Source organism: Streptomyces sp. GQ60 (assembly GCF_059758875.1).
In genome coordinates, this window is sequence record NZ_JCAXEG010000006.1 from 50,459 (window position 1) to 76,274 (window position 25,816).

15 protein-coding genes and 1 pseudogene are annotated in these 25,816 nt (G+C 71.9%); 6 read left to right on the top strand and 10 right to left on the bottom strand.

Features of this window, described 5'->3' with window-relative positions:
* Positions 1–13: 13 nt before the first annotated feature.
* From AC6CKD_RS16730 to AC6CKD_RS16745, 4 genes are all read left to right on the top strand, one after another.
* Entirely contained in the window at positions 14–2,290 is a 2,277-nt protein-coding gene (locus AC6CKD_RS16730) for an alpha-galactosidase (RefSeq protein WP_498328193.1), read from the top strand.
* On the top strand, positions 2,245–3,756 hold the full coding sequence (locus AC6CKD_RS16735) for a glycoside hydrolase family 43 protein (protein ID WP_498328194.1): 1,512 nt from the start codon (positions 2,245–2,247) through the stop codon (positions 3,754–3,756). Before AC6CKD_RS16730 ends, AC6CKD_RS16735 begins: the two co-directional genes overlap by 46 nt.
* Positions 3,757–3,797: 41 nt before the next feature.
* Entirely contained in the window at positions 3,798–5,552 is a 1,755-nt protein-coding gene (locus AC6CKD_RS16740; protein ID WP_498328195.1) for a cellulase family glycosylhydrolase, read from the top strand.
* 221 nt (positions 5,553–5,773) lie between these two features.
* Entirely contained in the window at positions 5,774–6,790 is a 1,017-nt protein-coding gene (locus AC6CKD_RS16745) for a LacI family DNA-binding transcriptional regulator (RefSeq protein WP_498328196.1), read from the top strand.
* 111 nt (positions 6,791–6,901) lie between these two features.
* On the opposite strand, the gene AC6CKD_RS16750 is transcribed toward AC6CKD_RS16745, so the two are convergent.
* The 6 genes from AC6CKD_RS16750 to AC6CKD_RS16775 all read right to left on the bottom strand — a co-directional run bounded on the left by AC6CKD_RS16750 (position 6,902) and on the right by AC6CKD_RS16775 (position 15,724).
* Positions 6,902–7,618 (bottom strand): GH12 family glycosyl hydrolase domain-containing protein, encoded by a 717-nt coding sequence (locus tag AC6CKD_RS16750; protein WP_498328197.1) that lies wholly within the window; start codon positions 7,616–7,618, stop codon positions 6,902–6,904.
* A gap of 41 nt (positions 7,619–7,659) precedes the next feature.
* Positions 7,660–9,921: a glycosyl hydrolase family 95 catalytic domain-containing protein gene (locus AC6CKD_RS16755; RefSeq protein ID WP_498328199.1), complete on the bottom strand. Its 2,262-nt coding sequence runs from the start codon at positions 9,919–9,921 to the stop codon at positions 7,660–7,662.
* Complete coding sequence (locus tag AC6CKD_RS16760) at positions 9,918–11,885, bottom strand: beta-galactosidase (RefSeq protein WP_498328598.1); 1,968 nt, start codon at positions 11,883–11,885, stop codon at positions 9,918–9,920. Before AC6CKD_RS16760 ends, AC6CKD_RS16755 begins: the two co-directional genes overlap by 4 nt.
* Positions 11,886–12,054: 169 nt before the next feature.
* Complete coding sequence (locus AC6CKD_RS16765; protein WP_498328200.1) at positions 12,055–12,984, bottom strand: carbohydrate ABC transporter permease; 930 nt, start codon at positions 12,982–12,984, stop codon at positions 12,055–12,057.
* Complete coding sequence (locus AC6CKD_RS16770; protein WP_498328202.1) at positions 12,981–14,051, bottom strand: ABC transporter permease; 1,071 nt, start codon at positions 14,049–14,051, stop codon at positions 12,981–12,983. Before AC6CKD_RS16770 ends, AC6CKD_RS16765 begins: the two co-directional genes overlap by 4 nt.
* Positions 14,051–15,724 (bottom strand): extracellular solute-binding protein, encoded by a 1,674-nt coding sequence (locus AC6CKD_RS16775; protein WP_498328203.1) that lies wholly within the window; start codon positions 15,722–15,724, stop codon positions 14,051–14,053. The genes AC6CKD_RS16770 and AC6CKD_RS16775 overlap by 1 nt, the downstream gene beginning before the upstream one ends.
* A 332-nt stretch (positions 15,725–16,056) precedes the next feature.
* On the opposite strand from AC6CKD_RS16775, the gene AC6CKD_RS16780 reads away from it, so the two are divergent.
* Positions 16,057–18,900, top strand: a complete 2,844-nt coding sequence (locus AC6CKD_RS16780; protein WP_498328204.1) for a glycoside hydrolase family 3 C-terminal domain-containing protein — start codon at positions 16,057–16,059, stop codon at positions 18,898–18,900.
* A 156-nt stretch (positions 18,901–19,056) separates the two neighbouring features.
* Here AC6CKD_RS16780 and AC6CKD_RS16785 read toward each other — a convergent pair whose 3' ends face one another.
* Both AC6CKD_RS16785 and xylB read right to left on the bottom strand, forming a co-directional pair.
* On the bottom strand, positions 19,057–20,268 hold the full coding sequence (locus AC6CKD_RS16785; protein WP_498328205.1) for an ROK family protein: 1,212 nt from the start codon (positions 20,266–20,268) through the stop codon (positions 19,057–19,059).
* A gap of 13 nt (positions 20,269–20,281) precedes the next feature.
* Complete coding sequence (gene xylB, locus AC6CKD_RS16790; protein ID WP_498328206.1) at positions 20,282–21,712, bottom strand: xylulokinase; 1,431 nt, start codon at positions 21,710–21,712, stop codon at positions 20,282–20,284.
* Between the two features lie 93 nt (positions 21,713–21,805).
* Between xylB and xylA the strand changes: the two genes are divergently transcribed.
* Positions 21,806–22,978 carry a xylose isomerase gene (gene xylA / locus AC6CKD_RS16795; protein WP_498328207.1) on the top strand — a complete coding sequence of 391 codons (1,173 nt, stop codon included), beginning with the start codon at positions 21,806–21,808 and terminating at the stop codon, positions 22,976–22,978.
* Between the two features lie 58 nt (positions 22,979–23,036).
* Here xylA and yicI read toward each other — a convergent pair whose 3' ends face one another.
* On the bottom strand, positions 23,037–25,319 hold the full coding sequence (yicI, locus tag AC6CKD_RS16800; RefSeq protein WP_498328208.1) for an alpha-xylosidase: 2,283 nt from the start codon (positions 25,317–25,319) through the stop codon (positions 23,037–23,039).
* A gap of 339 nt (positions 25,320–25,658) precedes the next feature.
* Positions 25,659–25,806 (bottom strand): annotated as a pseudogene (locus tag AC6CKD_RS16805) (family 1 glycosylhydrolase); the annotation flags it as partial.
* Positions 25,807–25,816 lie beyond the last annotated feature (10 nt).

A 25,816-nucleotide genomic window follows, 5' to 3' on the forward strand; every position in this document is an offset into this window, starting at 1 on the left:
CGAAAGGGCCGCCATGACCGCAGTGTCCGCCAAGTCCGCCGTGTCCGCCACGAACAAGGAACAAGGGACCTTCCACTGGGGGCACGGCGCCCTTCAGCTGCAGATCGTCCTCGATGACGACGGCAGGCCGCGCCTCACGCACCTCGGGGTGCCCGGCAGGGCAGGGAGCATTCCCGGTGCGTCGCTGCCCCTGGTGGAGGTGACGGCCGCGGGTCACGGCCGTGGCTGGTCGGGCGACCGCCTGATCGGAACCGACATCGGCGGGCGCATGCGCCACCGGAGCCACCGCGCGACCCTCGACGCCGACTGGCACACACTGACCGTGCACCTCCACGATCCGGAAACCGGGCTCGTCGCGGAGGTGACGTACCGATCACCGAACGGCATCCCCGTGCTGCGCGGCGAGGTGGTCCTGCGCAACGAAGGGCAGGCCACGTTGCACCTGGAGTCGGTCAGCTCGCTCGCGGTGGGCTGCCTCACCCCCCAGGATCCGGCAGCCGTCGATGCCGCGGACCTGCTGTGGGCGGAGAACGACTGGCTCGCCGAATGCCGCTGGCGGCGCCAGCCGATGCGCGTGACCACACCGGCCCACGGCGGACGGGTGAGCAACGGGCACGGCAGAGCCGGCCTCGCCCTCAACGGACGGGGCACCTGGTCCAGTTGCGGACGTCTGCCCATGGGCGGCCTGACGGACCGGCGTACCGGCCGCACCTGGGTGTGGCAGATCGAGCACAACGGCGGGGGCTGGCGCTGGGAATGCCAGGAGCGGGACAAGGCGGCCTACGCGGCGCTGTTCGGGCCGACCGACACCCACCACGGCTGGCGGCACTCCCTGCAGCCCGGCGCCGTCTTCCGCACCGTGCCGGCCGCCCTGTCCTTCAGCGCCGACGGCGGCCCCGACGCCGCGTTCGCCGCGCTGACCCGCTACCGCCGCGCCCGGCGCCGCCCGCACGCCGACCACCTGCGCCTGCCCGTCGTCTTCAACGACTATATGAACTGCCTGATGGGCGACCCCACGACCGAGAAGCTGCTGCCGCACATCGACGCGGCGGCCGACGCGGGCGCCGAGTACTTCGTGATCGACGCCGGCTGGTACGACAACGACGACGGGGGCTGGTGGACCACCGTCGGCGCCTGGGAACCCGCCGCCTCCCGGTTCCCCGGGAAGGGCGGAATCCACGAGGTGCTGGACCGCATCCGGGAGCGCGGCATGGTTCCCGGCCTGTGGTTGGAGCCGGAGGTGATCGGCGTACGCAGCCCCATGGCCGAGTCCCTGCCCGACGGGGCGTTCTTCCGCCGCGACGGCGCCCGCGTCACGGAGGCCGGCCGGCACCATCTGGACCTGCGCCACCCCGCCGCCCGTGTCCACCTGGACCGGGTCGTGGACCGCCTGGTCGGCGAGTGGGGCGTCGGCTACCTCAAACTCGACCACAACATCGATCCCGGCTCCGGCACCAGCGCCCACCCCGGCGAGACCCCGGGCGCCGGCCTGCTCGGCCACAACCGGGCGCACCTCGACTGGCTCGACGGCGTCCTCGACCGGCATCCGCACCTGATGGTGGAGAACTGCGCCTCCGGCGGCATGCGCTGGGACGACGCCCTGCTCTCCCGGATGCAGTTGCAGTCGACGAGCGACCAGCAGAACCTCCACCTCTACGCGGCCATCGCGGCCTCCGCGCCCACCGCGGTCACCCCCGAACAGGGTGCCGTCTGGGCGTACCCCCAGCCGGAGGACTCCCTCGACGAGGTCGCCTTCACCATGACCAACGCGCTCCTGGGCCGGATCCATCTCTCCGGCCGCATTCCCGAACTCGCAACGGAGGCCCGGGCCCTGGTCCACGAGGCAGTGGCGGTCTACAAGGCCATCCGCGCCGACCTGCCGCGAGCCGTGCCGTCCTGGCCACTGGGCCTGCCCGCCTGGGACGACCCCTGGGTCGCCCTGGCGCTGCACACGCCCGCCCTCACGTACCTCACCGCCTGGCGCCGCCCCGGAACCGACGCCACGGCGACGCTTCACCTGCCGTGGCTCCGGGGCACCTCCGCCCGCGTCGATGTGCTCTACCCCTCAGCGAGCCGGGCCGTTTCCGAGTGGATGCCCGGCACGGCCGAGCTGAGGCTGGCCCTGCCCGCCGCGCCGTCCGCCGTACTGCTCCGCATCACCCCCACGGACCCGCTCCCGGGTTCTGATCCACCCCACGCGATCCGCCCACGCCCGCATCACGCATCGACGAGAGGACCCCTCGGGTGCCCGCTCCGCGCCAGCCGGACCACCGCCGCACCAACCCCGTGATCCCCGGCTTCCACCCCGACCCCAGCGTCTGCCGCGTCGGCGACGACTACTACCTGGCTTGCTCCAGCTTCGAGTACTTCCCCGGGGTACCGCTCTTCCACAGCCGTGACCTGGTGCACTGGACCCAGATCGGCAACGCCCTGGACCGTCCGGAGCAACTGCGGATGCCCGCCTCCATGGCGTCCTCCGGCGGGATCTACGCCCCCACCCTGCGCCACCACGACGGCCGCTTCTGGTTGATCGTCACCCATTGCGGCGAGGGCGGCGGCAACCTGCTCGTCACGGCCACCGACCCCGCCGGCCCGTGGTCGGACCCCATCTGGGCGCCGGACGTCCTCGGCATCGATCCCGACCTGGCCTGGGACGAGGACGGCACCTGCTGGTGCACGGTCGCCGGGGGCTCGCAGGTCCGTATCGACCCGTCCACCGGGCAGACGTACGGAACACCGCACACTGTCTGGTCCGGCGGGCCAGGCGCCAAGGCCCCGGAGGCGCCGCACCTGTACCGGATCGGCGACTACTGGTACCTGCTCATCGCGGAGGGCGGCACCGAACGCGGTCACGCCGTGTCGATCGCCCGGGGCCGTACGCCTGCCGGCCCGTTCGAGCCGTGCCCGGCCAACCCGGTCCTCACCCACCGCGGCACCGACCACCCCGTCCAGAACACCGGGCACGCCGACCTGGTCCAAGGGCCCGACGGCTCCTGGTGGACGGTGTTGCTCGGAGTCCGGCCGGGCGGCGGCACGCCGGGCTGGCACGTGCTCGGCCGGGAGACCTTCCTGACCCCGGTGACCTGGGTGGACGACTGGCCGGTCGTCGGCGAGGTCGCCCTGGACCTGCCCGAGCTCCCGTGGCCGCTCTCCCCCGGCCCGGTCGAGGAGCGGCGGGACGACTTCGACCTCGCCGAGCTGCGGCCGTCCTGGATCTCCCTGCGCGACCGGCCCGCCGAGCACTGCACCACGAAGGAGCGTCCCGGCTGGCTGACTCTGCGCGCGCGGGGCGGCTCGCTGGACGAACCGGACGTGGTGTTCACCGGACGCCGCCAGCAGCACCTCGCGTGCCGGGCGCGGACCCTGACCGACCCGTCGGCAGGGCGCGGCGGCCTTGCCGTCCGGCTCGACGAGCAGCACCACTACGCGATCGAGGCGTCCGGTACGGAGGTACGGGTCATCGCGCGCGTCGGCCCCCTGCGCACGGTCGTGGCCGCTCGGTCCGTGCCCGCCGGGCCGGTGGTGCTCGCCGTCACGATCACCGAGCCGCCGCCGCACGGACCGTGCACCGGACCCGACGTCGTCTCCCTCGGCGTCGAGCTGCCCGACGGCTCGTTCACCGAGCTCGCGGCCCTCGACGGCCGCTACCTGTCGACCGAGGTCGCCGGTGGTTTCACCGGACGCGTCATCGGCATGTACGCCGCGGCAGGCGCCGTCCACTTCGACTGGTTCGCATACGAGCCCGTCGACGCCTGAACCGAGCCCCCCGCCCGTACACCGACCGAAGGGCATGCCACATGAAGGACATACGACACCCCGCGCAGCACCGCAGCCGGGGCCCGGGCAGGCTGGCCGCCCTGCTGCTGGCGCTCGTCGTCACGCTGGGGCTGGCCGGCGGCACGGCGCTGGCCGCGCCCGACGGCCACCGGAAGCCTGCGCCGGCGGCGGTCTGGGTTCCGGACGACCCGATGGACGCGGTCGCGCGGATGCAGCCCAGCTGGAACCTGGGCAACACCCTGGACGCCATCCCGGACGAGGGGTCCTGGGGCAACGGGCAGACCACCAAGGCGACGTTCGACACCATCGCGGCGCAGGGGTTCCGCAGCGTCCGCATCCCGGTGACCTGGACCGACCACCAGTCCGCCACCGCGCCGTACACCGTCGACGCCGCCTACATGGCCCGGGTCAAGCAGCTCGTCGACTGGGCCCTGGCCGACGGCCTCTACGTGGTGCTCAACGTGCACCACGACTCGTGGATGTGGGTCGAGAAGATCACGAGCGACCACGACGACGTGATGGCCCGGTTCAACTCCACCTGGTCCCAGATCGCCACGACCTTCCGTGACGCGCCGCGCACGCTGATCTTCGAGGGCATCAACGAGCCGAGCTTCGCCGGCGCCACGACCGCGCAGAAGTTCCAGTACCTGAGGGAGCTGCAGACCTCGTTCCACTCCGTGGTCCGCGCCTCGGGCGGCGCGAACGCGAGCCGCATGCTGTCGCTGACCACGCCGGCCGGCAGCCCCGACCAGGCTTTCATGGACGACCTTTACACCACGGTCACCGCGCTGAACGACCGTCAGCTCATCGCGCAGGTTCACTTCTACAGTTGGTACCCCTTCAGCGTGAACGTCGCGGGCGGCACCCTGTACGACGCCGTCGCGCAGAAGCACCTGGACGACACCTTCGCCAACATCCACAACACCTTCGTCGCCAAGGGCATCCCGGTCTATCTCGGCGAGTACGGTCTGCTCGACTACCCGAACCACTTCCACCCCTCCCGCGTCGAGCGGGGCGAGGCGCTGAAGTACTACGAGCACGCGGGCTACGGGGCGCGCACGTACGGCATCACCACCGCGCTGTGGGACCCGTTCGCCTACCTGAACCGCGAGACCCTGCAGTGGCGCGACCCGGCCCTGTTCGCCGCGATCAAGTCGAGCTGGACCACCCGCTCGGGCACGGCCTCGTTCGACAAGGTCTTCGTGCCCAAGTCCGGCCCGGTCACCGCCAAGTCGCTGACCCTGAACCTCAACGGCACCTCCTTCCGCGGGGTGTGGCAGGGCGGCACCAGGCTGCTCGCGGGACGGGACTACACCGTCTCCGGGGACCGGCTGACCTTCACCGCCAAGGCGCTGACCCGCCTGGTCGGCAACCGCGCCTACGGCGTCAACTCGACGCTTCAGGCCCGGTTCAGCAGTGGCCTGCCCTGGAACGTCGACATCGTCACCCACGACGTTCCGGTGCTGTCGGGCGCCACCGGCACCACCGGCTCGTTCACCGTCCCCACCCAGTACCGGGGCAACGACCTGGCGACCATGCACGCCACGTACGCCGACGGCACCAACGCCGGCCAGACCGGCTGGACCCCGTACCAGGAGTTCAACAAGGCGTTCTCGCCCGACTACCCGAACGGCACGATCATCCTGACCCCCGAGTTCCTCAACGCGCTCCGCGACGGGGAACCGGCGACGCTGGTCTTCCACTTCTACAGCGGCGCCACCGTCACCTACCACGTCACCAAGTCCGGAACGACGGTCACCGGCACGGTCTCCTGACCTGCCGCACCCCCGCCCCGGCCGCCCGCTCCCCCGGGCGGCCGGGGCGTCTCGCGGACGCGTCGAAGCGGCATGTCGAAGGCGTGTCGAAGCGGCGTGTCGAAGCGCTTCGACATAGAGATGGACACGCGCGCAGGGCCGACGATATGGTCAGCGTACATTTCGGTGCGCGCACGAGCCGCGCGCTCTGTCGAAGCGTTTCACAAAGCTGGGAGAGCTGGATGGTAACCCTCGCCGAGGTCGCCCGGCACGCCGGAGTATCGGCGAGCACGGTGAGCTATGTCCTCAGCGGCAAGCGGTCCATCTCCACGACCACGCGGCTCCGGGTCGAGGAGAGCATCCACGAGCTGGGGTACCACCCGAACGCCGGCGCGCGGGCCCTGGCCAGCAGCAGGTCGAACATCATCGCGCTGATGGTTCCGCTGCGCACCGACATGTACGTGCCGGTGATGATGGAGATCGCCATCGCGGTCGCCACGACGGCCCGGACGCACGGGTACGACGTGCTGCTGCTGACCGGTGAGGAGGGCCCCGACGCCGTCCGCCGCGTCACCGGCAGTGGGCTCGCCGACGCGATGATCCTGATGGACGTCGAACTCGACGACGAGCGTCTGCCGCTGCTGCGCGGCACCGACCTGCCGTCCGTGCTGATCGGCCTGCCCGCCGACACCTCGGGGCTGACCTGCGTCGACCTCGACTTCAAGGCCACCGGCGCGTTGTGCGTCGAGCACCTGGCGATGCTCGGCCACCGCGACATCGCCGTCATCGGCGAGGCCCCGGCGGTCTACGAACGGCACACCGGCTTCGCCGAGCGCACTCTCGAGGGACTCCGGTCGCGGGCACGGGACTTGGGCATCGGGATGCTGCACCGACCGTGCGGAGGCGGCTACGACGCGATGGCCGTCACCCTCGCCCGCATCCTGGACGAGCGCCCGGGCACCTCCGGCTTCGTCGTGCAGAACGAGCAGGCGGTCGAGCCGCTGCTCGCCCTGCTGCGCCGCCAGGGCCGCGCCGTGCCCGAGGACGTGTCGGTGGTGGCGGTCTGCCCGGACCAGGTGGCCGTACAGGCCTCGGTGCGGCTCACGTCGGTCTCCATCCCCGCCCAGGAGATGGGCCGGCACGCGGTGGAGCGTCTGGTCGCCAAGCTCGACGGCCGCGGCACTGATGACGTCATCCTGATCGCACCGGAGTTGACCGTGCGGGAGAGTACGGGGCCGGCGCCCACCGCCGCCTCCTGACCCCGACGGCTTCGCGCGAGGATGGCCGGCTCCCGCAGCGCACCGCGGGCCGGGGCCGGGCCGCGCTCCCGGGAAGGGGACGCGGACCGGCCCCGGCCCCTGCTGTGCCGGTCAGCCTCCGCTGATGGTCAGGTTGTTGGTGGTGAAGTTGAGGCCTCCGGACGAGGAGGTGATCTCATAGCCGAACTGAACGTCGCCGATGGTCTCGTTGCCGGGCATCCAGCCCTTGGTGTACGCGATCCAGTTGAGGATCGGCTTGACGTCCACGGTGCCGGAGTTGGAGTCGGACGCCCGCAGGAACGAGAACACCTGGTTCGAGCCGTTGGTGCCCTTGTAGACGTTCCAGGTGTGGCCGCCGAGTGCGACGTTCGCCTGCCAGGTTCCGATGGGGCCGACGGCTCCGTTGTGGTTGACCCAGAGCATGATCTCGTACTGGTGGTCGGTGTCCCAGATGTCGTACGACGTGTTGTACGCGCCGGACGACGGGACGCTGACGTTGTAGCTGCTGGTGAGCCGGCCGAGGGAGTCGATCGTCTTGTTGATCGTCTTCGTCGCGTTGGGGTAGGACTTGATGCCGCCCGTGTTGGGGTGGTTGGCCCAGACGCCCCAGCTGGTACCGGAGTTGGCCCAGAAGCACTGGCCGCCCGCACCGGATCCCCAGATGTTGTTGTAGAGCTTGTAGCCGTTCAGGCTCGTGTTGCCCCATTGGTCGCAGGAGTTCCAGACTGCTGCCGAAGCGGGTGCGGCGGCCAGGCCGATGGTGGCGCCGAGCGCCAGCGCCGGCGCCAACGCCGCCATCGTGATCTTGCCTATCGTGCGGTTCACCATGGTGTCCCTTCCACGGGTGGGGGGAAATGTGGGGGTGGGTACTACCACGTCCCGATACTGAGGACGTGGTCCTCTCCGGCGGCGAGATCGATCGCCTCCGCGTCGCCGGAAGAAGTTCTGACGTCGATACGGACCGTGCGGGCCGGCTTCAGAACCGCCCTCGCCCGGCCGGGCGCCCAGGTCAGATCGACCTCGGCGCCGAACCGCGTGCGCACGCCCGTGAGCCGGCCCGCCGGGAGGGAGGCCGGCAGCGCGGGCAGGAGGACCAGTCGGCGGGGTGTCGACTGGACGAGCGCCTCGATGAGCACGGCGGGCAGGGTGTGCGCGGCGTCGGCGTTGTAGACGTCGCGGTTCGGGTAGTGCGCGCTCATCAGGGAGGCGTGGAAGAAGTCGCCGGCCAGGACCTGGCCGAGGGCGTGGGCGAGGCGTCCGCCGTCCCGGAGCCGTGCCGCGATGAGCGCGTGGTGGAGATGGCCGTGCGCGGAGTCGTTCTCGGCGCCGCGCAGTTCGAGGGCGCGGTGGGCGGCGGCCGCCAGGCGGGGGGTGTCGTACGGGGTGATCTCCTGGAGCGGCCAGACTCCGTAGAGGTGGCTGAGGTGACGGTGGTCGTAGGAGTCCGCCAGATCCGGCCAGGCCCACTCGGCCAACGCCCCGTCCTCGTTGATCCGGTGCGGCGGGAGCCGGTCGGCGAGGGCGAGCCAGCGGTCGGCGTCCGGGGTGTCCGGGTGGTAGTCGGCCGCGGTGCGCAGGGCGTGCCGGGCCGCCGAGAGGTCCATGGCGGAGTTGACCGTCACCCAGCTCGCGTCCGCGGGGCGGTTCTCGGGTGAGTAGGAGGGGACGACGACGAGTCGGCCGTCCTCGTCGGTTCGGCTGAGGAAGTCCTCGTAGAACAACGCGACTTCGGCCAGCGCGGCGGCGGTGCGCGGGTCGCGGACGCCGTGGGTCTCGTCGTGGTCGACGAGGGGGCCCAGCAGCCAGTCGGCGCCCGCGGTCCACAGGTGCAGCGGGTACTCGCGGCTGAAGTGGTACGAGTGGCCGGACTCGCCGTCGGTGTGGGCGGGGGCGACGGCGCCCCGGGCGCCGAAGACCGCGCGGGCGTTGTCGCGCCAGTCGGGCAAATGGCGTTGGATCAGGGCGGCGTGGGCCTCGGTGACCTCGGGCAGATGCGCGGCCGCGGCGGAGGCGGTCTGGAGGTTGAGGTTGGCGTCGTTGGTGAACGCCCCCGACCAGGCCGTGTTCCAGTCGCCGGTCCACAGGCCGGTCAGGCGGGGCGGGAAGAGGCCGCTGGAGGACAGCAGGTGGTAGCGGCCGGCCGCGAACAGCCGCTCCAGCAGCGCGGGATCGCGCGGGCGCTTCAGCAGCTCCGAGCCCGGCAGGGCCCGTTCGGCCGGATCGGCGGCGAGGTCGAGGGCGACGCGTTCGTAGGCGGAGCGGTGGAGGGCGGCGTGGCGGTCGAGGAGGGCGTCGTAGTCCAGGGGCAGGTCGCGCAGGGCGCGGGCCTCCGCGGTCACGTCGAGTTCGCCGGTGTGCCGCCGGACGCGCGTGAGGAGCAGAACGGACGGGGCGCCCTCGACGCGCACCCGGGGCGCGGCGAGGACCGTACTGGCACCGGTGACCACGGCGAGCGTGACTCCGGTGAAGGCGCGGTCGTCCTCCGGGTAGCGGGCGCGCAGGTTCAGCAGGGCGCCCTCGGGGGTGACGAGGGCGCCGTGGCCGACGGCCAGCGCGGCGGGGGCTCCGGGGAGCCGGTGGTCAAGGGAGATGTCGAGGGCGACCCCGGGCGGCGCCGTCACGTGCTGGACGATCACGTCGTCGGCGCGGGAGACGAAGACCCGGCTGGTCCGGCCGGCGCCGGCCGTCCGTACGACACCCGTCGTGAAGTCGACGTCACGGCGGTAGTCGCCCCCGTAGCCACCGTCGCCTCCGTCGCCGTCCCCGTAGCCGCCGCCCCCGTAGCCGCCATCGGCGGCCGGCCGGACCAGGCTGACCTGGAAGGCCGGGTGGAAGGGCTGCACCCACTGGTGTGGACGCCCGTCGGTGAAACCCTCCGCGGCGGTGCGGTCGCCGGCCAGGAGGAGGTCCTGGAGCCCTGCGAGTCCGGCGGCCAGCCGGGGCGGCCGCCGGTGCGGGCCGTCCCCGCTCGGCCGGACCAGGGTGTGGTGCGTGACGACGACCCGCTCCGCGTTCGGATCACCGAACACCAGGGCTCCGTGATGGCCGTTGCCGCTCAGGAAGCCGTCCTCCCAGCGGGTGGCCGGGTGCGGCTCCCACGTGCCGTGGACGGGCCCGTCGACCGCGGTCATGGCCGGAGCACCGCCACGCCGTAGCGGCCGAGGGTGACCCGGTCGGTGACGTCCGTCCCCGTCAGGAGGTCGTGGTGGGTGCCGGGCACCTCGACGTCCACCGGCTCGATGCCGTGGTTGAGCACGAACAGCGTCCCGCCCCGCCGGACGGCCTCGACCTGGTCGGGAAGGCCGTCGAGCAGCGGCCGGACGCCCGCCCCGCCGGCGATCCGGGCCAGGAGGTCGCGCAGTGCCTCCGGCTCGGGGAGCGTGGAGACGTACCAGGCCCGGCCCTTGCGCAAGACGGCCGGCAGCCCGTCGAGTTCACCGCCCTTGTACGGCACGGTCACCTCGGCGGTGCCGTCGCCCTCCAGCTCCTCGGACCACAGGGACGCCCCGAAGCCCTCACAGGTGACGGTCTCCCCCGCGTCCAGCGGCCACCACTCGTGCAGGGTGCGGATCCCGAACAGCTCCCGCAGCCGGGCGTCCATGCCGCCGGCGCGGACCCGGTCGTCCTCGTCGGCGACGCCGGTCTGGAAGCCGCAGACGAGGGTGCCGCCCCGCCGGACGTGGGCGAGGAGGTTGTCGACGGCCGCGTCCGTGAGCGCGTACAGCTGCGGCACGACGACCACGGAGTACGGTGTCAGGTCGTGCTCGGGATGGGCGAAGTCGGTGGTGAGGTGCGCCTGCCAGAGGGCTCGGTGCCAGGCGCGCAGGACGTCCGGGTATTCCACCCGCTGGGACGGGCGGCCGTCCTGGGCTCCGGCCCACCAGGCGTGCCAGTCGTGCAGGACCGCGATGTCCGCGGTGTTGTTCCCGCCGGTCACCTCGGAGGCGATCCGCTCCAGCTCCGCGCCGATCTGTTTGACCTCCTGGTAGGTCCGGCCCTCCTCCCCGGCATGGCTGACCATGCCGGAGTGGAACTTCTCCGCGCCCTGCCGGGACTGGCGCCACTGGAAGTAGCAGACGGCGTCGGCGCCCCGGGCCACGGCCTGCAGGGACCAGAGCCGGTTCAGGCCCCGCGGCTTGGGGTGGTTCACGCCCCGCCAGTTGACGGGCCCGGCGGCCTGCTCCATGAGCATCCAGGGCCCGCGTGCCTGGGAGCGGGTCATGTCCTGGACGAGGGCGCCGCTCTGGGCGCCCAGCGGGTCGCGCGGATCCGGGTAGATGTCTACGGAGACGACGTCCTCCTCCGCCGCCCAGCGCCAGGCGTCCTGGCCGATCCACAGCGGCATGAAGTTGCTGGTGACCGGCAGGTGCGGGGTGTGGCGGCGGACGATGTCGCGCTCGGCGGCGTAGCACTCCAGGAGCGCGTCGGAGGTGAAGCGCCGGAAGTCCAGCACCTGGGTGGGGTTGCGCATGTAGTGGGGCAGGCGGGGCGGCAGGATGCCGTCCCAGGTGTCGTAGCCCTGGCTCCAGAAGGCGGAGCCCCAGGCCTCGTTGAGGGCTTCGAGAGTGCCGTACTTCGCGCGCAGCCAGCGACGGAAGGCGGCCGCGGCCTGGTCGCCGTAGTCGAAGGTGCAGTACTCGTTGTTGATGTGCCACATCGTCAGGGCCGGATGGCCGCGGTAGCGGACGGCGAGGTCCTCGGTGATGGCGGCGGCGTAGCGCCGGTAGGTGGCGCTGGAGTGCGAGAAGTGCTGGCGGCCGCCCCACCACTCGGTGCGGCCGTCCTCGGTGACGGGCAGGGTGTCCGGGTGCAGGCGGCCCATCCAGGGCGGGGGCGAGGAGGTCGGGGTGGCGAGGACGACGCCGATGCCGTTCTCGTGCATCAGGTCCATCAGCGTGTCGAGGCGGCCGAACTCCCGGGCGCCGGGCTCCGGTTCCAGCATCGACCAGGAGAAGACGCCGAGGGTGACCGAGTTGACCCCGGCCGCCTTCATCAGCCGGACGTCCTCGTGCCAGGTCTCCTCGGGCCACTGCTCCGGGTTGTAGTCGCCGCCGAAGAGCAGGCGGCCTCGTGTCACGTCACCCAGACCGGGCATCATACCGGCTCCCCAACCGTCGGGAGGGAGACGACCGCGGCGGCAGCAGCGGCGGCAGCGGAACCGGCGAGAGCGGAGAGCCGGCTGAGTGTAGACGTGTTCATGACACACCTCGGTCTGGACGAAGGGGGGAGGCCGAGCGGGATCGACGGCGCGGGACGACAGGGCTTCAGCCCTTGACGGCTCCGGTGAGCATGCCCTTCTTGAAGTGCCGCTGGACGAAGGGGGAAGCCACCGCGACGGGGATCAGCGCGAGGACCATGACGGCCATCTGCAGTCCCAGCGAGGAGAGTTGTCCGGTGCGGACCGCCTGCTGGAGGCCGGTCGGCGCCTCGGTGTTCTTCTGGACCAGCTGGATGAGCACCTTCTGCAGCGGCATCATCTCCTGGTCGGTGAGGTAGATGGAGGCGTTGAACCAGGCACTCCAGTACCCGACCGCGTAGAACAGCGAGATGACCGCCAGCACCGCGCGTGACAGCGGCATGATGACGGACAGCAGGATGCGCAGGTCACTGGCGCCGTCGATGCGGGCCGACTCGGTGAGTTCGGGTGAGATCCCCATGAAGAAGGCCCGCAGGACGAGGATGTTGAAGACACTGACCGCGCTCGGCAGGATCAGGGCGAGGTACGTGTCGGTGAGGCCCAGCGACTGCACCAGAAGGTACGTCGGAATGAGTCCGGCCCCGAAGAACATGGTCGCCATGATGGTCATCAGGAAGAACCGGTGGCCCAGACTCCCGGGCCGCGACAGGCCGTAGGCCGCCAGTACCGACACCGCCATCGAGAACAGCGTGCCGACGAGCGTGACGCCGACCGAGACGGCGATCGCCCGGCTTACCTGGCCACCGCTGAGCAGTTCGGTGTAGTTGACGAAGGTGATGCCCCGGGGGATGACGACGAGGCCGCCGACCCGGTCGATCACGGGTTTGGGAGAGAGGCTGGTGACGATCACGATCCACAGCGGACCGAGCACGGCCAGGCAGGCGAGCAGGAGGATCCCGCCCTTGACGGTGAGACCCGCCTTGCTCGGCGGCTCCTCCCACACGGGTCGGGCGGGAGCCTTGAGGCTGCGGACGAGCTGGGTATCGAGGCTGCTCACTTCTTGTACACCCCCTGCTCGCCCAGCAGGTGGGCGAACTTGTTCGCGCCCAGGACGAGACAGACGCCGATGAGGCCCTTGGCCAGGCCGACGGCGGCCGCGTAACTGAAGTCGCCGTTCTGGATGCCCATGTTCCACACGTAGGTGTCGAGGACCTCGCTGGCTCCGAGTCCGACCGCGTCCCGCTGGAGCAGGAACTGCTCGAATCCGACGCTCAGCGCGTCACCCACCCTCAGGACCAGCAGCAGCGCGATCACCGGGCGCAGGGCGGGCAGCGTCACGTGCCACATGCGCCGCCAGCGCCCCGCGCCGTCCATGGCTGCCGCCTCGTACAGATCGGTGCTGACGGCGGCCAGCGCGGCGAGGAAGACGATGATCCCCCAGCCGGCGTCCTTCCATACGGCCTGCGCGGTGACGAGGTACTTGAACAGGTCCGCGTTGGTCATCAGGTCGAAGCCGCTCCACCCGTGGTCCTGGAGGGTCTGGGCGATGATGCCCGCGCCGCCGAAGACCTGCTGGAAGACGGTGACCACGAGGACCCAGGAGAAGAAGTGCGGCAGGTACATGATCGCCTGCGCCACGGCCCGCACCCGGGGCCGGACCACGCTGTTGATGAGCAGCGCCAGAGCGATGGGGATCGGGAAGAAGAGCACGAGTTGGAGGGCGAACAGGACGAGGGTGTTCTCCGTGGCGCTCCAGAACAGCGGGTCGTCGACCATCCGGGCGAACTGCTCCACGCCGGCCCAGGGGCTGTGGAAGATCGCCGTGATGCCGTTGCTGGAGACGTACGGATCGTAGTCCTGGAAGGCTACGACGTTGCCGAGCAGCGGGACGTAGTTGAAGAGCAGGAGCAGGGCGATGACGGGCAAGGTCATCAGGATGAGCGTCCGGTCGCGGCGCAGCCGGATCCGCCAGGGAACCCGGCCGGCCTCGCCCGTCCCGCGCGGCGCCCGCGCCTTCGCCTTCGCCCGCACCTTCGCCCGGGCGGCGGCGACCGCGGGCGCCGGCTCCTCGGCGGACGCGGCGGGACGCGCCCTGTCGGGCCGGCTCCCTGCCGTGATGGACATCAGTTGCCGCTGCCGTTCTTGTCGATGAGCTCCTTGTACCAGTCGCGCAGCTTGTCGCCGCCGGAGGAGCGCCAGGTGGAGATGGCGGCCTGCACGTCGGACAGCTTCTTGTTGCCGCGCACGTAGTCGATCTCCAGCTGCCCGAACTGGCTCGAGAGGTTGGCGTAGTTCGTCGGCTCGACGATGTTCATGCCGTACGTGGTCGTCTTCTTCAGGCCGGCCCCCATCCGCTGCTGCCACTCGACCTGCTTGCGGGCGATGTCGGGGTGGTCGGGGTGGGCGTAGTAGGGAGCGGGGGCCGCCAGCATCGACCAGGCGTTGTTCACTTCGGAGTTGCCCCGGTCGTTCTTGACCGGCACGCCGTCCTTGACCGTGTAGTGGGTGCCCTCGACGCCGTAGTCGACGAGCATCCGCTCCTTGGTGCCGTAGGGCGCGGCCGAGAAGTTGGCGGCCGCCAGCGCGTTTTCCACGGTCTCCTTCGAGGCGCCCTCGCGGATCATCGACCAGATGGTGGCGGGCGAGGACGCGTACATCGTGGGGCGGCCGCCGTCGGCGCCGAATATGTCCATGCCCTCGATCCGGAACGCCGGGTTGGTCCGGGCCTGTTCGGCGGCCCTGACGTACCAGGCGGACATGTCGCCGTTGAAGACCAGGATCTGTCCGGCGGTGAAGCGCTGGCCCGCGTCGCCGGAGCGCGCCTTGTCGTCGGGGTGGACGACGCCGGCGTCGAAGAGCTTGCGGCTCCACTCCAGGGCTTCCAGGTACGCCGGATCCTCGATGCGGTAGGTCAGCTTGCCGTCGTCGCCGATGTTCCAGCCGAGCGGCCCGGAGGGGCGGACGCCGAAGATGCCCGCCGAGACCCAGGTCATGTCACCGCAGGCGTAGACCTTGGCCTTGGCGCTGGTGGCGTCCTTGGCCCAGCCGAGGAACTCGTCGGCCGACTTGGGTACGGAGTAGCCCTTCGCGTCGAAGATGTCCTTGCGGTAGTAGGGCACGATGGCGCTCGCGGCGGCGGAGGGCATCGGGATGCCGCGCAGCGCACCGCCGAAGATGCTCATGCGCCAGGAGTCCGAGGGGATCGCGGCGAGGTTCGGGTACTTCTTGACCTTGTCGCCCGCCAGATAAGGTCCGAGGTCCATGCACTTCGCGGTGACCGCGTTCGCGATCTTGCCGACCAGCTCCCAACCGGGCACGACCACCATGTCGGGCATCGAGCTGGAGGCGAGGACGGCGCCGAGCTTCTCGCCGTAGGTGTTGCCGTCCTGGTTCTGCCAGGTGACCTTGGTGCCCGCGGCGGCGTCGAGCCCCGTGTAGTAGGCGCAGTCGGGATTCGGCGGGGTGCCCCAGAACGGGGACATGATCTTGAAGGAGGCGCCGGTGCCGAGCTTGTCCGGGACCGAGGAGGCGAGGGACGCGAGGTCGACCTTGGCCGTGTAGCCGGCTGCCGAACCGTTCTTCGACGGAAGGTCCGGCTGGGCGAGCGTGCCGGCGACGTACGTCGGGATCAGCTGGTCGGCGGCCTTGCCGGCTGTGTTGCCCGCTCGCGACGTCTTGTCCGAACCGCCGCAGGCGGTGAGCAGCGGCATTCCCCCGGCCACCGCTGCGGTGGCGATCGCCGTGGAGGCGAGGAAGCTTCTCCGGCTCGGTCCGGAGGAGGCGGCATTCGGCGTCATTGCGTCAACCCTTCATGGCGCACCTGGACACCCGACGGTCGGCCGTCGGGATCGGTGTCGTGACTGGAACTGACGGAACTGAAGCGGTCGTCCAACGACTGCGAGGCGATGCGCAGTCGAAGCGCTTCGATGTTGCAGTGAGGTTAAGTGAACACCCAGGGGCGCACAAGAGTCGTTTCCGGATTCCTCCAAGGCCTGGTGGGGCCTCCCTGGTTGCCCGACTCCGTTTGTCCTGCTTGATGTAACGACGCCGATCCCTTGACACTCTCCCGATGTCTGATGAGCATCGAAGCGCTTCGAATACATTCACGCTCCACCTCAGGGGGATCCAGGTGTCCGCACACCCGCCGCACACAGCACCGCCCTTCCGCGATCCGCAGCTGCCCGTCGCCAAGCGCGTCGACGACCTCCTGTCACGGCTCACCCCCGACGAGAAGATCGGATTTCTGCACCAGTTCGCGCCTGCCGTGGAGCGGCTCGGCGTCGCCGCGTTCCGCACGGGTCAGGAGGCCTTGCACGGAGTGGCCTGGATGGGGCCGGCCACGGTCTTCCCGCAGGCGGTGGGCCTGGGCGCGACCTGGAACACGGATCTCGTACGACGGGTCGGCGAGGCGGTGTCCAAGGAGGTCCGGGCGATGCGCGCCCGCGACGACCGCGTGGGGCTGAACGTCTGGGCCCCGACGGTGAACCTGCTGCGCCACCCCCTCTGGGGCCGCAACGAGGAGGGCTACTCGGAGGACCCGAAGCTCACCTCGGCCATCGCCACCGCCTACACCCGCGGCCTGCGCGGTGACCATCCGGCGTACTGGCGGACCGCCCCCGTCCTCAAGCACTGGCTGGCCCACAACAACGAGACGCGCCGCGACGTCACGTCCTCCTCCGTCCGCCCGCGCGTCCTGCACGAATACGACCTGCGCGCCTTCCGCGAGACGGTGGAGGCGGGCGCCGTGGCCGGCGTGATGCCGGCGTACAACCTGGTCAACGGCCGCCCGAACCACGTCTCGCCGTACCTGCGCGAGCATCTGCGCACCTGGACCGGGGAGGAGCTGATGGTCTGCTCGGACGCGGGCGCGCCCTCCAACCTGGTCGACTCCGAGCACTACTTCGACACCCACGAGGAGGCTACGGCCGCCGCGCTGCTGGCCGGCGTCGACAGCTTCACCGACCACGGCACCGACAGCTCGCAGATCACCGCACGGATCCGCGGCGCCCTGGCACAGGGCCTGTTGACCGAGCCGGACGTCGACGCGGCCGTCCGCCGCCAGCTCTCGGTCCGATTCCGCCTCGGCGAGTTCGACCCGGAGTGCGACCCGCACGCGCTCACCACGGACTTCGACACCCCGGCCCACCGGGCCCTCGCCCAGGAGGCTGCCGAGCAAGCGGTGGTGCTGCTCAAGAACAGCGGTGGCCTGCTGCCGCTCGCGCCCGGCACCCGGCTCGCGGTGGTCGGCCCGCTCGCCGACGAGTGCAAGCTCGACTGGTACAGCGGCGCGCTCCTGCACCGCTCCACGCCGCTGGCGGGCCTGTACGAGCGGTTCGGCCCGGAGAACGTGCGGTTCACGGAGGGGGTGGACCGGATCCTGCTGAAGACCTCGGCCGGAACCTTCCTGCACGTCCCCGAGGCGGACACCGACGAAGAGGTCCGCGGTGCCGAGGGCGCGCTGGACCCGGCCCTGCTCGCGGGCCGGACGGACCTGCCCCCGCTCACCACCGACGCGACCGGCAGCGAACTCTCCCTCACCGACTGGGGCGGGGGCGTGCTGACCCTGCGCGCCCCCGACGGCCGCTACCTCTCCGTCGCCGAGGACGGCCGCGTCCGGGCCTCCGCCGACCAGCCCGGAGGCTGGGTCGTCCAGGAGACGTTCCGTCTGGAACCGCACGAGAACGGGCACCTCCTTCGGCACATCGCTACGGGTCACCTCGTCTCTGTCGCCGCCGACGGCCTGAAGGTTGCCGAGGAGAACGGGGAGAAGTTCGAAGTCGTCGTCGTCGAAAGCGGCGAGGACGCGGTGCGCGCGGTCGCCTCGCGAACGGACGTGGTCCTGGTCGTCGCGGGCAACGATCCGCACATCAACGGACGCGAGACCGAGGACCGTACGACCCTGGCCCTCCCCGCCCACCAGGAGCGCCTCCTGCGCGCGGCCCGAGCCGCCAACCCGAACACGGTGCTGGCGCTGGTCTCCGCGTACCCGTACGCGGTCGATCACGCGGAGGTGCCGGCGCTGCTCTGGACGGCCCACGGCGGCCAGGCCGCCGGCACGGCCCTGGCCCGCGTCCTGGCCGGCGACGTCTCCCCCGCCGGCCGCCTCCCGCAGACCTGGTACGCCGACGACTCCGACCTGCCCGGCCTGCTCGACTACGACGTGATCGGCGGCCGCCAGACGTACCTCTACTTCGAGGGCAGGCCCCTCTTCCCGTTCGGCCACGGCCTGTCGTACGCGTCCTTCTCCTACGGTGGCCTCGGGACCCGCGTCGAGGACGGGACGCTGCACGTGTCCTTCACCGTCACCAACACCGGTGACGTCACCGCGGACGAGGTCGCCCAGCTCTACACCCGGGCCGTGGAGCCGTCGGTGCCGCGGCCCCGCAGGGAACTGGCCGCGCACCGGCGTGTGACGCTCGCGCCCGGCGAGGTCACCGAGATCGCCTTCCGGCTGCCGATGCCGGCCTTCGCGTTCTGGGACGTGGCGCAGGGACGGCAGCGGGTGGAACCGGGCCCCTACGAGATCCTCGTCGGAGCGTCCAGCGAGGACGTCCGCCTGGCGCGGACGGTCGACCTCGACGGCGAGCCGTCCGTCCCGCGGCCGGTCATGACGGGCGGCCTGCACGCGGTGGACTTCGACGACCAGAGCGACACGGAGATCGTGGACCGCGCCAAGACCTCGGGCGACTCCGTCACCCCCGTGGCCGGCCGGCGCGGCGAGCTGGTGTTCCGTGACTGCGACTTCGCGAAGGGGGCTGCCGGGATCACGGTGGAGGCCTCGGGTGAGGGCACGGTCGAACTCTCGCTGGGTGACGGGCCGGTCCTGGCGGTGCTCGCGCTGTCCCCCGGCACGGCCGGGCCCTACGACTCCGCCACGGTGAGCGCCCCCGCCGCCGTGGCGGCCGGTGTGCACGCGGTCCGCCTCGGACTGCGCGGTCCGGTGCGGCTCGCGCGCGTCACGTTCTCCGTCTGAGCGAGCCGCCGGGTCGGCGTGCTCACGCGGCACGCCTGGCCGGGGGCACTCGGGCGGCCCCGGTCACGTTCCCGTTCCGCGCGGGCCCGCCGTTGGACCCGCTACGGGCGATTGGACCCGCTCGGGGCGATCGAGGACTGCCCCCGGTCGCTCGGCCTAGCGCGCCGGCAGGCGGGCGGGGTCGGCGATGATCTGCCGGACGGTCGACCACGCCGCGCCCAGCACCGGTCCGCGGCGCCCCAGGGCGGAGGGGCGCGCCGCCTCCGGGTTCCAGGGCCGCACGGTGACCCGGGCGGCCAGTTCGGCGCGTACCGACGGGAGGAGCCAGTCGGCGAGTTCGGCGTAGGCGCCGCCCAGAACGAGGCCGTCCGGGTCGATCAGGTTCACCGCCGAGGTCAGGGCGAGGCCCAGGGCGCGTCCTGCGCGGTCCAGGGCGCGCAGGGTCGCGGCGTCCCCGGCGGCCGCCCGCTCGGCGAGCAGGGCCACGGGGTCGCCGACGCCTCCCAGCCCGGCCTCGCGCAGCACGGCCGCTTCGCCCGCGTACTGCTCCAGGCACCCGCGTGCCCCGCAGGCGCACGGGGCGCCCTCCGGGTGGACGGGCAGGTGGCCGAGTTCGCCCGCGAAGCCGCGGGCGCCCCGGAAGAGCTGCCCGCCGATGACCAGTGCGGCACCGATTCCGGCCTCCGCGGAGACGTGCACGAAGGTCTCGGCGGGGTTGCCCCGGTGCCACTGCTCGGCCAGCGCCCCGAGGTTGGCTTCGTTCTCCGGTTCGGGCGCGGTGTCGGGGTCGGGCCAGTGGTCGGCGGGGCGCACCGCCTGCCAGCCGAGGTTCGGCGCGTTCGCGACCAGCCCGCTCGGCGCGTTCGGCACCACCCCGGGCACGGCCAGGACGCGGCCCTCGACGCGCAGGCCGAGGGCTGCGGCCTCGGATTCCGCCTCGGCGCCCAGCGCGGCGGCCTGCGCCAGCACCTCTGCGGCCGGCCGTCCCGCGTTGGCCCGCTCCACGCGACGCCAGACCCGGGGTTCGCCGCGCAGGTCCACGACGCACGCGGCGAGATGGGTGACGCCGATCTCCAGGCCGAGGCCCGCGGGACCCCGGTCGTTCAGGGCCAGTGCCCGGCCGGGCCGTCCGACCCGTCCGCTGGGCGCGGTCTCCGTCTCGGTCAGCGCTCCTCGACCGATGAGTTCGTCGACCATGGAGGAGACGGCCGGCCTGGTCAGGCCCGTGTGCCCGGCCACGTCCGCCCGGGAGAGCGGTCCGTGCGCGGCGACCACGCCGATCACCACCGCGAGGTTCCGCCGGCGCATCCCCTGCTGCGAGGCGGGCGCGGCCTCCGCGCCCCCGCCCGCCCTGCCGGTCCCCGTCATCGACCCGACCCTCCTAGCGCTCTCCCGGCGGGACCTCCTGCAGGGCCCGCGCCCGCCGCAGCGTACTGGTGATCCGTTCGAGCGCGTCGTCGTCACGGGGTACGGGCTCCAGTACCCGGCCCTCGGCGGTCCGCCAGCGCCGGGCGACGGCGTCGGCAGGCTCACCGCTGAGCAGTGCGGCGGCCTGGGCGGCGGCCCCGAGCGCGACCAGCTCCCGGGCCTCGGGCACCTGGACCGCTCGGCCGGACAGTCGCAGGACGGTCCTCTGCCAGGCCCTGCCGCGGGCTCCGCCGCCGATCAGCAGCAGTGGTTCGTCGGGGGCGGGGCTCTCGCCGCCGGCACGCAGCACGTCGTCCAGGGCCGCGAGCAGGGCGTGGGCGGCGCCGTCGTAGGCGGCCTGGAGCAGCTGCCCGGGCGTGGTGTCGTGGCGCAGGCCGTGGACCAGGCCGGAGGCACCCGGGAGGTCGGGGGTGCGCTCGCCGTCCAGATAGGGAAGCACCACCACCGTGCCGCCTCCTTCGACGTCCTCGCGGTCGCGGCCGACGAGGGCGGCGAAGCGGTCGACGGCGAGGGTGCAGTTGAGCGTGCAGGCGAGCGGAAGCCAGCCGCCGAGGGCGTCGGCGAAGCCGGCGACGGTTCCGCTCGGGTCGGTGGGCCGGGTCCGGCCGACGGCGTAGACGGTCCCGGAGGTACCGAGGCTCAGCACCGGGCGTCCGGGTGTCAGGCCCAGGCCGAGGGCGGCGGCCATGTTGTCACCGGTCCCGGTCGCCACCGGCACGCCCTCGCGCAGCGGCATCCCGGCCCGGACGATGCCCGCCCGGGCTCCCGGCGGGAGGACCTGCGGCAGCAGCCCGGGGTCGAGGCCGATCCGGTCGAGGACGTCCCGGTCATAGCCGTCCGGGCCCCACCAGCCGGTTCCCGACGCGTCTCCGCGGTCCGTCACCGCCGCACCGGTCAGCCGCTCCGTCAGGAAGTCGTGGGGAAGCCGGACGGCCGCGACGCGGTCGGCGGCGGCACGCTCGTTCGTGTGCAGCCAGGCCCACTTGGCGGCCGTGAAGGCGGCCGTGGGGACGCTTCCGGTGCGGCGGGCGAGCTCTGCAGCGCCGAACGCGGCTGCGAGGTCGGCGGCCTGCGGGGCGGAGCGGACGTCGTTCCAGAGCAGTGCCGGGCGCACCGGCCGTCCGGCCGCGTCGAGGGTGACCAGGCCGTGCTGCTGGCCGGCGATCGAGCAGGCGGCGGCGCGATCCGCCCAGCCGGTGTCCGCCATGGCCTCGCCGAGCGCCCGCCACCACTGTTCGGGGTCGCTCTCCCGTCCGGCGCCGGAGCTGACGGCGTGCGCGGCACGGCCCTCGCCCAGGACGGTGCCCGTGTCCAGGTCGACGGCGAGGGCCTTGGTGGACTGGGTCGAGCTGTCGACACCGATCACGACACGCTGAGCAGACATGCGTTCCTCCGGTGGGGTTCCTTCTGGCGTCTCGGCATACTAATTTGTTTTTCGCCATTACAAATAGCCCTCGGCCCTGAACCGGAGCTCCTCATGACCAGCGACCCGCTCGTCCCCACTCCCGCGCACAGGTTCACCTTCGGTCTGTGGACCGTCGGGTGGCAGGGCCGGGACCCCTTCGGCGACGCCACCCGACCCGCCCTCGACCCGGTCGAGAGCGTGGAGCGGCTGGCCGAGCTCGGCGCCTACGGCGTCACGTTCCACGACGACGACCTGATCCCCTTCGCGGCCGGCGACGCCGTACGCGAGCAGGCGGTCAAGCGCTTTCGCACCGCACTCGACACGGCCGGTTTGAAGGTGCCGATGGCCACCACCAACCTCTTCACCCACCCGGTGTTCAAGGACGGCGCCTTCACCGCGAACGACCGGGACGTGCGCAGGTACGCGCTGCGCAAGACGATCCGCAACATCGACCTGGCCGTGGAGCTGGGCGCCTCGGTCTACGTCGCCTGGGGCGGCCGCGAGGGCTCGGAGTCGGGCGCGGCCAAGGACGTGCGCTGCGCCCTCGACCGGCTGAAGGAGGCCTTCGACCTGCTGGGCGAGTACGTCGAGAACCAGGGATACGACCTGCGCTTCGCGATCGAACCCAAGCCCAACGAGCCGCGCGGCGACATCCTCCTGCCCACGATCGGCCACGCCCTGGCCTTCATCAACGAGCTGGAGCGGCCCGAGCGGGTCGGCCTCAACCCGGAGGTCGGCCACGAGCAGATGGCCGGGCTGAACTTCCCGCACGGCATCGCCCAGGCCCTGTGGCACGACAAGCTGTTCCACATCGACCTCAACGGCCAGACCGGCATCAAGTACGACCAGGACCTGCGCTTCGGCGCGGGCGACCTGCGCCAGGCCTTCTGGCTGGTCGACCTGCTGGAGTCGGCCGGCTACGACGGCCCCCGCCACTTCGACTTCAAGCCGCCGCGCACCGAGGACTCCGCCGGCGTCTGGGCCTCGGCGGCCGGCTGCATGCGCAACTACCTGCTCCTGGCGGAGCGCGCCCGCGCCTTCCGGTCCGATCCCGAGGTCCAGGCCGCGCTCGCCGCCTCCCGGCTGCCCGAGCTGGCCCTTCCCACCGCCGCGGACGGCCTGGCCGGGCTGCTGGCCGACCCGTCCGCCTTCGACGCGTTCGACGTCGACGCCGCCGCCCGCCGCGGCATGGCCTTCGAGCAGCTGGACCAGCTCGCCCTCGAACACCTCCTCGGCGCCCGCTGAGCCGGTGCGCCCAAGAGCCGGGCCGTGATGTTCCACGGCCCGGCTCGACCGTGCCGGCTCAGGCCGGGTAGGCGACGGAGGCCTCCAGGGTGCCTGCGGGCCGGACGTGAACGGTTCCGGCCGGTCCGCCGAGCCGCAGCTGCCAGGGATGCGGACTGTCGGTGCTCACGTGGAGGCGGTCGCCCCGGCGGCGCAGGCTGAAGCGTGCCGTCTCACCGGGGCCGTCGGTACGCGGAATCACGACGGTGCGCTCGGCGCCGTCGGCGAAGGCGTGCACCCGCAGTTCGACGCCGTCCGCCCAGGCGGAGACGGGGTGCTGGTCGTCGGCGGCGAGCGGGATGACGGAGTCGGGGCGGGCCAGCAGCGGCAGGGTGTGGAAGCCGTGCTGTTCGCGGACCCAGCGCGGACCGGTGATCCGGGCGCCGGTCAGGACGTTCGTCCACGTCCCCTCCGGCACGTAGTAGTCGACCGTGCCGTCGTCCGTGAAGACCGGGGCGACGAGCAGGTCGTCGCCGAGGAGGTACTGCCGGTCGAGCGCGGCGGCGGCGGGGTCGTCGGGGAACTCCAGCACCATGGCGCGCATGACGGGGATGCCGGTGGCGTGGGCCTGTTGGGCGGCGCGCTGGAGGTAGGGAGCGAGGCGGTGCTTGAGCAGCGTGAACTCCCGGGTGACCTCGACGGCCTCTTCGCCGTAGTCCCACGGGACGCGGTAGGACTTGCTCCCGTGCAGGCGGCTGTGCGAAGACAGGAGGCCGAACTGCACCCAGCGCTTGAACACGGCCGGGGTCGGGGTGCCCTCGAAGCCGCCGATGTCGTGGCTCCAGAAGCCGAAGCCGGACAGGCCGAGGGAAAGCCCGCCGCGCAGCGACTCGGCCATGGCGTGGAAGTGCGATTCGCAGTCGCCGCCCCAGTGGACGGGGTACTGCTGGCCGCCGGCGGTGGCGGAGCGTGCGAAGAGCAGCGCCTCGCCCTCGCCGCGTTCCGCCCGCAGCAGCTCGAAGACGGCCTGGTTGTAGAGGTGGGTGTAGTAGTTGTGCATCCGCTCCGGGTCGGAGCCGTCGTACCAGACGACGTCGGTGGGGATGCGCTCGCCGAAGTCGGTCTTGAAGCAGTCCACGCCCTGGTCCAGCAGGGTGCGCAGCTTCCCGGTGTACCAGTCGCGGGCAGCGGGGTTGGTGAAGTCCACGAGGGCCATGCCGGGCTGCCACAGGTCCCACTGCCACACGCTGCCGTCCGGGCGGCGCACCAGATAGCCCTCGCGCATGCCCTCGGCGAACAGCGCCGACTTCTGGGCGATGTAGGGGTTGATCCAGGCGCTGATCCGCAGTCCGCGCCGCCTCAGGCGGGCGAGCATGCCGGCCGGGTCGGAAAAGGTGTCCGCGTGCCACTCGAAGTCGCACCACTGGTATTCGCGCATCCAGAAGCAGTCGAGGTGGAAGACGCTCAGCGGGATGCCGCGCTCGGCCATGCCGTCGACGAAGCTGTTGACGGTCGCCTCGTCGTAGTCGGTGGTGAAGGAGGTGGTCAGCCACAGGCCGAGCGCCCAGGCCGGGGGGAGGGCGGGGCGGCCGGTGAGGGCCGTGTAGCGCTCCAGGATCCGCTTGGGTGTCGGGCCGTGGACGACGAAGTACTCCAGCGACTGGTCCTCGACGCTGAACTGCACCTGGCCGACCGACTCGGAGCCGACCTCGTAGCTGACCTTGCCGGGGTGGTTGACGAAGACCCCGTACCCCCGGTTGGTCAGGTGGAAGGGGACGTTCTTGTACGCGTGCTCGCTGCTGGTGCCGCCGTCGGCCTGCCAGATGTCCACGACCTGCCCGTTCTTGACGAACGGGGTGAACCGCTCCCCCAGCCCGTACACCGACTCCCCCACGCCCAAGGAGAGTTGCCCGAGCATGAAGTGCCGGCCGGCGGCGTCGGTGACGAAGCCGGTGCCGCGCTCTCCCACGGAGGTCAGCATCCGCCCGTCGGCCGTGAACTCCAGGTGCCACGGCCGGGAGGTGTCCACGCGCAGCGACAACTCACCCGTACGGAGCTCGAGCACCGGGCCGTCGCGGAACACCTTTCCCACATCCGGTTGGGCGCCGGGAAGCGCGAACTCCGGCCCGCGCGGCACCGTACCGGCGTGGTGGGTGACGCGCACCCCGATCACGCCCTCGGCCGGCGACCGGCATTCGACCGTCAGCAGCGCGCTGTTGAGCATCCCGCCGCGGCCGCGTACGTGCTTCACCGGTGCGTAGAGCGTCATCCGGTGCTCGTCCGCCTGCACGTCCGCGACCTCGGTGGCGTAACGCGCGGTGACGCCCGGGCGCATCAGCCAGTAGCCGTCGGTGAACTTCATCGGGTCGCTTCCTCCGTCCGCGCGTGGTGCGCGGTGATCAGGCCCCGGTAGCAGTGGTAGCCGTCCTTGGGCGTTCGGGTCAGGGTGTCGTTCGACGGCGGCTAGGCCGTCTCTTTCGGGCCGGGCAAGATCCGAAAGAGACGGCCCAGGTGGTCCGCGAGGCAGCCGTTCCGCTCGGTGTCGTGGACCCGGCCGTCGGGCGGTCGGCAGGTCGTCCATCAGGGGGCGTCAAGGTCCAGGCCCTTGGGATGGATCGCTCCGGTGCCCCGGGGCAGCCGGGGGCCGGGAGATCGAGAAGCGGTGGCCTTCGGCTGCGGACCAGCGCCGCCCGCGCCGCGGCGCCGAGCCCGCGCGGCAGGGCGACGTCCTCGCCGTGGCGGTGATCGTGGTCGCAGGCCGTATCGCCCGTGGCACCGTCGAGCGTACGGACGGGGGTGTGGCTGAAGGTGTCCCAGAGGGACGGACCGCGGCCGTCCTCGTCGTGGGCTTCTCTCGGG

What these genes read in the sequence shown, in the direction of transcription:
- AC6CKD_RS16730 (WP_498328193.1), top strand. Translation starts at nt 14, where the DNA reads ATGACCGCAGTGTCCGCCAAGTCCGCCGTGTCCGCCACGAACAAGGAA.
- AC6CKD_RS16740 (WP_498328195.1), top strand. Translation starts at nt 3,798, where the DNA reads ATGAAGGACATACGACACCCCGCGCAGCACCGCAGCCGGGGCCCGGGC.
- AC6CKD_RS16745 (WP_498328196.1), top strand. Translation starts at nt 5,774, where the DNA reads ATGGTAACCCTCGCCGAGGTCGCCCGGCACGCCGGAGTATCGGCGAGC.
- AC6CKD_RS16750 (WP_498328197.1), bottom strand. Translation starts at nt 7,618, where the DNA reads ATGGTGAACCGCACGATAGGCAAGATCACGATGGCGGCGTTGGCGCCG.
- AC6CKD_RS16755 (WP_498328199.1), bottom strand. Translation starts at nt 9,921, where the DNA reads ATGACCGCGGTCGACGGGCCCGTCCACGGCACGTGGGAGCCGCACCCG.
- AC6CKD_RS16760 (WP_498328598.1), bottom strand. Translation starts at nt 11,885, where the DNA reads ATGCCCGGTCTGGGTGACGTGACACGAGGCCGCCTGCTCTTCGGCGGC.
- AC6CKD_RS16770 (WP_498328202.1), bottom strand. Translation starts at nt 14,051, where the DNA reads ATGTCCATCACGGCAGGGAGCCGGCCCGACAGGGCGCGTCCCGCCGCG.
- AC6CKD_RS16775 (WP_498328203.1), bottom strand. Translation starts at nt 15,724, where the DNA reads ATGACGCCGAATGCCGCCTCCTCCGGACCGAGCCGGAGAAGCTTCCTC.
- AC6CKD_RS16785 (WP_498328205.1), bottom strand. Translation starts at nt 20,268, where the DNA reads ATGACGGGGACCGGCAGGGCGGGCGGGGGCGCGGAGGCCGCGCCCGCC.
- xylB (WP_498328206.1), bottom strand. Translation starts at nt 21,712, where the DNA reads ATGTCTGCTCAGCGTGTCGTGATCGGTGTCGACAGCTCGACCCAGTCC.
- xylA (WP_498328207.1), top strand. Translation starts at nt 21,806, where the DNA reads ATGACCAGCGACCCGCTCGTCCCCACTCCCGCGCACAGGTTCACCTTC.
- yicI (WP_498328208.1), bottom strand. Translation starts at nt 25,319, where the DNA reads ATGAAGTTCACCGACGGCTACTGGCTGATGCGCCCGGGCGTCACCGCG.